This is a genomic window from Ideonella sp., from assembly GCF_035254525.1.
Classification (GTDB): Bacteria; Pseudomonadota; Gammaproteobacteria; order Burkholderiales; family Burkholderiaceae_C; genus Ideonella.
In genome coordinates, this window is the sequence record NZ_DATFAN010000060.1 from 1 (window position 1) to 6,808 (window position 6,808).

General features: G+C 72.2%; 8 protein-coding genes. All 8 read right to left on the reverse strand.

Going from position 1 to position 6,808, the window contains the following annotated elements:
- On the reverse strand, window positions 1-623 hold a 623-nt coding region (gene bioD, locus VJ693_RS05370), incomplete at its 3' end, for a dethiobiotin synthase (protein ID WP_324152472.1).
- Window positions 613-1,974 carry an adenosylmethionine--8-amino-7-oxononanoate transaminase gene (gene bioA / locus VJ693_RS05375; protein ID WP_324152473.1) on the reverse strand — a complete coding sequence of 454 codons (1,362 nt, stop codon included), beginning with the start codon at window positions 1,972-1,974 and terminating at the stop codon, window positions 613-615. The genes bioA and bioD, both read right to left, overlap by 11 nt.
- Window positions 1,974-2,387, reverse strand: a complete 414-nt coding sequence (gene panD, locus VJ693_RS05380; RefSeq protein WP_324152474.1) for an aspartate 1-decarboxylase — start codon at window positions 2,385-2,387, stop codon at window positions 1,974-1,976. The genes bioA and panD overlap by 1 nt, the downstream gene beginning before the upstream one ends.
- Before the next feature lie 76 nt (window positions 2,388-2,463).
- A complete protein-coding gene (gene bioB / locus VJ693_RS05385) occupies window positions 2,464-3,483 on the reverse strand; it encodes a biotin synthase BioB (RefSeq protein ID WP_324152475.1) in 1,020 nt (339 codons plus the stop codon).
- A gap of 7 nt (window positions 3,484-3,490) precedes the next feature.
- Complete coding sequence (gene panC / locus VJ693_RS05390) at window positions 3,491-4,330, reverse strand: pantoate--beta-alanine ligase (protein WP_324152477.1); 840 nt, start codon at window positions 4,328-4,330, stop codon at window positions 3,491-3,493.
- Window positions 4,331-4,370: 40 nt separating this feature from the next.
- Window positions 4,371-5,246 carry a 3-methyl-2-oxobutanoate hydroxymethyltransferase gene (panB, locus tag VJ693_RS05395; protein WP_324152478.1) on the reverse strand — a complete coding sequence of 292 codons (876 nt, stop codon included), beginning with the start codon at window positions 5,244-5,246 and terminating at the stop codon, window positions 4,371-4,373.
- A gap of 159 nt (window positions 5,247-5,405) precedes the next feature.
- Window positions 5,406-6,557, reverse strand: coding sequence for a hypothetical protein (locus VJ693_RS05400; protein ID WP_324152480.1), 1,152 nt, complete (start codon window positions 6,555-6,557; stop codon window positions 5,406-5,408).
- Between the two features lie 31 nt (window positions 6,558-6,588).
- The coding region (locus VJ693_RS05405) for a hypothetical protein (RefSeq protein WP_324152481.1) at window positions 6,589-6,808 on the reverse strand (220 nt) is incomplete at its 5' end.

Sequence of the window (6,808 nt, forward strand, 5' to 3'; positions counted from 1 at the left end):
CCCAGCAGCGCGCGCAGGGTGTCGAGGTTCTCGTCGGCGCAGGCCATCGCCGGGTCGATGCGGTTGGCGACCCAGCCGGCGAGCGCCAGGCCGTCGGCGCGGATCGCCTCGGCGCTCAGCAGCGCGTGGTTGATGCAGCCCAGCCGCAGGCCAACGACGAGAACGACCGGCGCGCCAAGCTCGCGCGCGAAGTCGGCCAGCGTCTGACCCTCGCCGTTCAGCGGCACGCGCCAGCCGCCCGACCCTTCGACGACCAGCGCATCGGCCTGCGCGGCAAGCTGGCGCGCGGGTGCCAGCAGGTCCGCCACGCGCACCGTCACGCCGGCGCGGCGCGCGGCCAGGTGGGGCGACAGCGGCTCGGGCAGCGCGACCGGGTTGTCGAGCTCCGGCAGAACCGAAAACGTGGAGGCGGCGCGCAGCACGAGCACGTCTTCGCTGACGAGCCGGCCCGCGTGTTCGACCAGGCCCGCAGCCACCGGCTTCATGCCGACGACGCGCGCGTAGCGCCGGGCCAGCGTATGCAGCAACGCGGCACTGACCAGCGTCTTGCCGACGCCTGTGTCGGTGCCGGTGACGAAGAGGGTCACCGCCGGGCGTGTCGGCGCCGGGATGCTAGACCCCATCGACCACCGGCGCGCTGCGCGCGCCCTCGCCTTCCTCGGCCAGCGTCGCGTCGAGCGCCGCCAGCGCGCCGCGCGCCAGGTGATCGCCCTCGGCCTCGTCGATCACGTAGGGCGGCATCGTGTACAGCGTGTGGCCGATCGGCCGCAGCAGCAGGCCCTGCGCCAGCGCGTGGCGCGCGTAGCGGCGCGCGAAATCGGGCAGGCTCGAGGCCACGTCCCACGCGAAGATCATCCCCTGCCGGCGCGCATGGCGGATGCGCGGGTGCTGGGTGAGCGGCGCGAGCTGGGTAGCCAGGCGCTCGGCGGTGGCGCGGTTGGCCGCGATGATGTCGGTCTGCTCGATCAGGTCCAGCGTCGCCAGCGCCGCGCGGCAGGCCAGCGGGTTGCCGGTGTAGCTGTGCGAATGCAGGAAGCCGCGGGCCACCTCATCGTCGTAGAAGGCGGCGTAGACCTGATCGGTCGTCAGCACGGCCGACAGCGGCAGCGTGCCGCCCGTCAGGCCCTTGGACAGGCACAGGAAGTCGGGCCGGATGCCGGCCTGCTGGTGCGCGAAGAGGCTGCCCGTGCGACCGAAGCCGACCGCGATCTCGTCGAGCACCAGGTGCACCCGGTGGCGATCGCAGCTCTCGCGCAGGCGCTTCAGGTACAGCGGGTCGTGCATCGCCATGCCCGCGGCGCACTGCACCAGCGGCTCGGCGATCACTGCGGCGGTCTCGTCGGCGTGCTCGGCCAGCCAGGCATCGAGCGTGGCCGCCGCGCGCTCGGCCACGTCGGCCGCGCACTCGCCGGCCGCGGCCTGGCGGGCGTCGGGGCTGGGCACCGTCGCCGCCAGGCGCACCAGCGGCGCATAGGCTTCGCGGAACAGCGCGATGTCGGTCACCGCCAGCGCGCCGACCGTCTCGCCGTGGTAGCCGCCGGCGATGCCGACGAACTTGCACTTGGCCGGCCGACCGGCGTTGCGCCAGTGGTGCGCGCTCATCTTCAGCGCGATCTCGGTCGCGCTCGCGCCGTCGCTGCCGTAGAACGCATGGCCCAGGCCGGTCAACGCGCCCAGCCGCTCCGACAGCTCCACCACCGGCGCGTGGGTGAAACCGGCGAGCATCACGTGATCGAGCGTATTCAACTGGTCGATCAAGGCCTCGCGGATCGCCGGGTGGTTGTGGCCGAAGAGGTTGACCCACCACGAGCTGATGCCATCGAGGGTGCGTCGGCCCTCATGGTCGTGCAGCCACACGCCCTCGGCGCGCGCAACCGGCACCAGTGGCAACTGCTGCTCATGCAGCTTCATCTGCGTGCACGGGTGCCACACCGCCGCCAAGCTGCGGCGGCGCCAGTCGTCGTTGCGGCCCATCAGGCTTGTTCGACCTCGACCGCGGCGTCCATCCCCGAGAAGGGCCCCGCCGGCTCGTGACGCAGTTCCTTCACCCGGTTGGCCCCGTCGACGAAGACGAGCTTGGGCTGGTGCTCGTCGATGCGGTCCTCGTGCACCGACGCGAAGGCCGCGATGATGACCAGGTCACCGACACTGGCGCGCCGCGCCGCCGAGCCGTTCAGCGAGATCACGCCCGAGCCGCGCGGCGACGAGATCGCGTAGGTGATGAAACGCTCGCCGTTGCTGACGTTCCAGATGTGCACCTGCTCGTTGGGGCGGATGCCGCTGGCGTCGAGCAGATCCTGGTCGATGCCGCACGAGCCTTCATAGTGCAGCTCGCAGTGGGTCACCGTAGCGCGATGAATCTTGGCGTGCAAAAAGGTCTTGAACATGGCGGATGCCACCGGCACTCACCCGGCGGCGGGTGTGGAACGGAAGGGATTCAGCCGTGAGAGTCAGCCGTGAGAGTCAGCCGTGCAGCGCGTGGCGGGCCCGCAGGCCCAGGCGGGCCAGCAGCGCGCGGTCGCGCTCGACGTCGGGGTTGCCGGTGGTCAGCAGCTTTTCGCCGTAGAAGATCGAGTTCGCGCCGGCAACGAAACACAGCGCCTGCAGGGCTTCGTCCATCTGCTGGCGGCCGGCCGACAGGCGCACGCGGGCCTTCGGCATCGTGATGCGGGCGATGGCGATCGTGCGCACGAACTCGAACGGGTCGATCTTCTCGGTGCCGGCCAGCGGCGTGCCCTCGACCTGCACCAGTTCGTTGATCGGCACCGATTCGGGGTAGGGGTCGAGGTTGGCCAGCTGCGCGATCAGGCCGGCGCGCTCGGCGCGGCTTTCACCCATGCCGACGATGCCGCCGCAGCAGACCGACATGCCGGCATTGCGCACATGCTCGAGCGTGTCCAGGCGCTCCTGGTAGTCGCGCGTCGTGATGATGCGGCCGTAGGCTTCGGGCGCGGTGTCGAGGTTGTGGTTGTAGTAGTCCAGGCCCGCGGTCTTCAGCGTCTGGGCCTGGCCTTCGCTCAGCATGCCCAGCGTGCAGCAGGCCTCCAGGCCGATGGACTTGACCTCGCGCACCAGCTCGGCGACCTTCTCGATGTCGCGGTCCTTGGGTGCGCGCCAGGCGGCGCCCATGCAGAAGCGGGTCGCGCCCGCCGCCTTGGCGGCCTCGGCGGCCTCACGCACGGCGGCGGTTTCCATCAGCTTGCCGGCCTCGACACCGGTGTCGTAGTGCACCGACTGCGGGCAGTAGCCGCAGTCTTCGGGGCAGCCGCCGGTCTTGATCGACAGCAGCGTCGCGAGCTCGACCTCGGCCGGGTCGAAGTGCTCGCGGTGCACCACCTGGGCCCGGTGGATCAGCTCGGTCAGCGGCAGCGCCAGCAGCGCCTCGATGTCGGCCACCTTCCAGCGCGCGCCGGGCGCGGCGTCGGCAGCCTTGGGGGCCCGGTGCAGGCGAACCGGCTGTTCGATCGATGTGGTCTCGCTCATGGTGTGGTCAGCATTCGATGTTGTCGATCAGCCGCGTCGCGCCCAGGCGGGCGGCGCCCAAGGCCACCAGCGGCTCGTTGGCCAGGCGCTCGGCCTCGGTGGGTGGCAGCAGGTCGCTGCGGCGGCGCAGCGTCAGGTAGTCGGGTGCCCAGCCGCGCCGGCGCAGGTCTTCCACCGCCTCCTGCTCGAGCGCCGCGAGGGTCGTGTCGGCATCGCGCGCACGGCCGGCCAGGTCACGCAGGGCCTGCGGCAGCGCGATGGCCTCGGTGCGCTCGGCCTCGGCCAGGTAGCCGTTGCGCGACGACAGCGCCAGGCCGTCGTCGGCGCGCACCGTCGGTGCACCCACCACCTCGATCGGCATCGCGAGCTGGCGCGCCATCCCGGTGATGACCTTGAGCTGCTGGTAATCCTTCTGGCCAAACACGGCGACCGCCGGCTGCACGCACTGGAACAGCTTGAGCACCACCGTGCACACGCCGGTGAAGAAGCCCGGGCGGAACTCGCCCTCGAGGATGTCGGCCAGCGCCGCCGGCGGCGCGACCTTGTAGACCTGCGGCTCGGGGTAGAGCTCGGCCTCGTCGGGCGCGAAGACGAAGTTGCAGCCCGCGCCGGTCAGCAGCTCGACGTCGCGCGCCAGCGTGCGCGGGTAACGATCGAAGTCTTCGTGGGGCAGGAACTGCAGGCGGTTGACGAAGATGCTGGCGACCACCGGGCCGCCCCAGCGCTTGGCTTCGCGCACCAGGGACAGGTGCCCCTCGTGCAGGTTGCCCATCGTCGGCACGAAGACGGTCTGGTTCTGGCGCGCCAGGGTGCGCCGCAGATCGGCGATGGTGTGAATGACCTGCATCTAGCTTTTCGAACCAAGGGAACGTGGGGGCGGCATGTCGTCAGTAGCCGTGAACCGATTCGTCGGGGAAGGTCCCGTCCTTCACGGCAGCGACGTAGGCGGCCACCGCCTGGGCGATCGACAGCCCGGGCGCTTGGGCTTCGCTGCCCGGCACGCGGGTGAAATCGCGCACGAAACGCGGCCGCTTGGCCCCCGTGCCGCCGGTCAGGCCGAGCATGTCGTGCAGCACCAGCACCTGGCCGGTGGTGCCGGCGCCGGCACCGATGCCGATCGTCATCAGCTGCGGCAGCTCGGTGCTGATGCGGCGCGCGAGCACCGAGGGCACGAGCTCGAGCACCAGCATCGCCGCGCCGGCCTGGGCCAGTGCGGTGGCGTCGTCCAGCAGCACCTTGGCCGCTGCTTCGTCACGCCCTTGCACACGGTAGCCGCCGATCGCATGCACGCGCTGCGGCGTCAGGCCCAGGTGGGCGCAGACCGGAATGCCGCGCTCGACGAGAAACCGCACCGTCTCGGCCGTGTAGCCGCCGCCTTCGAGCTTGACCATCTGCGCGCCGGCGCGCATCAGCGCCGCGGCGGAGGCGAAGGCCAGCTCGGGGCCGGACTCGTAGCTGCCGAAGGGCATGTCGGTGATCAGGAAGGCGTGGCGCTTGCCCTGGGCCACGGCCCGCGTGTGGTAGGCCATCTGCTCGACGGTGACCGGCAGCGTGCTGGCCTCGCCCTGGATGACGTTGCCGAGCGAATCGCCGACCAGCAGGATGTCGACCCCCGCCTCGTCGAGCACGCGGGCGAAGGTGGCGTCGTAGCAGGTCAGCATCGCCAGCTTCTCGCCGCGGGCGGCGGCATCGCGCAGGCGCGGCAGCGTCATCACGGGGCGGGCGGCGGGGCTGGGGTCGGCGGGCGCGGTGTGAACACTCATGGTCGGGTGGGATCGGGCGGGCGGTCCATCGTTGCTGCAACGCAGCAAGGCGCGCATTCTGCCTGCAACGCCTGACAGGCGCCCGGGGCTTGCCCCCAGAGATCGCTCGGGCGAGCGGTTTGCGCATCGTGCCAGGGTCGGCGGCACCGCGCCATGGCCTTACTGCTCGGTGACCTTCAAGGTGATGCCGCGCGCCGCCAGGCGCCTGGCCACGCGCTCGGCCTCGGTCTGATTGGCCAGCGGCCCGACGGAGAGCGCATCACCCTCGGGCGTGCCGACCACGTCCATGCGGACCTGGCTGCCGGTGCGGCCCATGGCCTGCAGCGCCGCCTCCAGCTGCTGGGCCTGGGCGCGCAGTGCCGCCGGGTCGCGCTGCGGCAGGCCGATGAGGCGGAACGTGTTCGGCGCGGCGGCGCGGGTCTCGGGGCCGCCCTCGACGGGGATGCCGGTGCCCACGCGCGGGCCACGGCCGGCGGCCGCCGTCGCGGCCGGTGGCGGCGCGATGTCGTTCACGGCCGGGGCCGGGGGGGCCTGCAGGTCCGGCGGAAACGCCCCGGCGGAGGGATTCGGGGGTGGCATCGTGGCACGCGGCATCACCGAGCCAGGCGGCGGCGCGCCGATGTATGCGCCGGGCGTGCGGGGGGTCTGGGCCACCAGCAGCTGCGCCTCGGGCCGCGTCGCCGGCCCGCCGGGCCAGAGCTGCTTCAAGCCCCAACCGGCCAGCAGCGCAGGCAGCAGCAAGGCCAGCGACGCCAGCGCCATGCGCGGTCGGCTCAACAGGCGGTGGCCCATCACGCCGCCGGACTCCGACGAGGCCACGTCGCGCCCGATCAGCAGGCGCAGCGGCGAGCGCTTGCGGCCGCGCTTCAGCGCCACCGTCAGCAGGTGGATCGGACGCGCCTGCGACGCGTCCCAGCCACGCGCCACCGGCACCTGGCGCATCGGCCATTCGTCGGCACCGGGCCGCTCATCCCAGCCGTGGGCCAGTGCCATCGCGACCACCTTGCTGCGCGACAGCCCGGGGATCAGCGACAGGTCGTCGAACATCGGGAACCGCGCCGGGCCGCCTTCACCCTCGAGCGGGGGCGAGAACGGCAGGCTGAGGACGCCGTAGCCGCCCAGGTCGCGCCGGCTGATGCGCCGCGCCAGCGGATGTCGGTTGTGCCACGCCACCACCTGCGCCGCGAGCAGCCGCCGCGGCGACGGCAGGCCGTGCGCCCGGCCCGCATGCACGCGCGCCGGGACATGCACCCGCGCCGCCGCCGACCGCGTGTGGCGGCTGCGTGCGGGTCGCTTGGGTGTCGGGGGCATGGTCATGGGGGCACCAACCGGAATAGTGCGCTCAGAATTCCAGCCACTTCATGGCCACGCCGCGGCGCGCCAGCACCTCGGCCAGGCGCTCGGCGTCGGCCTGCGTCGGCAAAGGCCAGATCGTGACGACATAACCGTCGGGAGACGGCATGATCTGTGCCTGCAGATGGGTCATGGCCGGGCCGAGCAACTGGTGGACCCGGGCCAAGGTGGCCTCGGCCGCCGCGCGCTTCTTGGTCGGCGCCGAGACC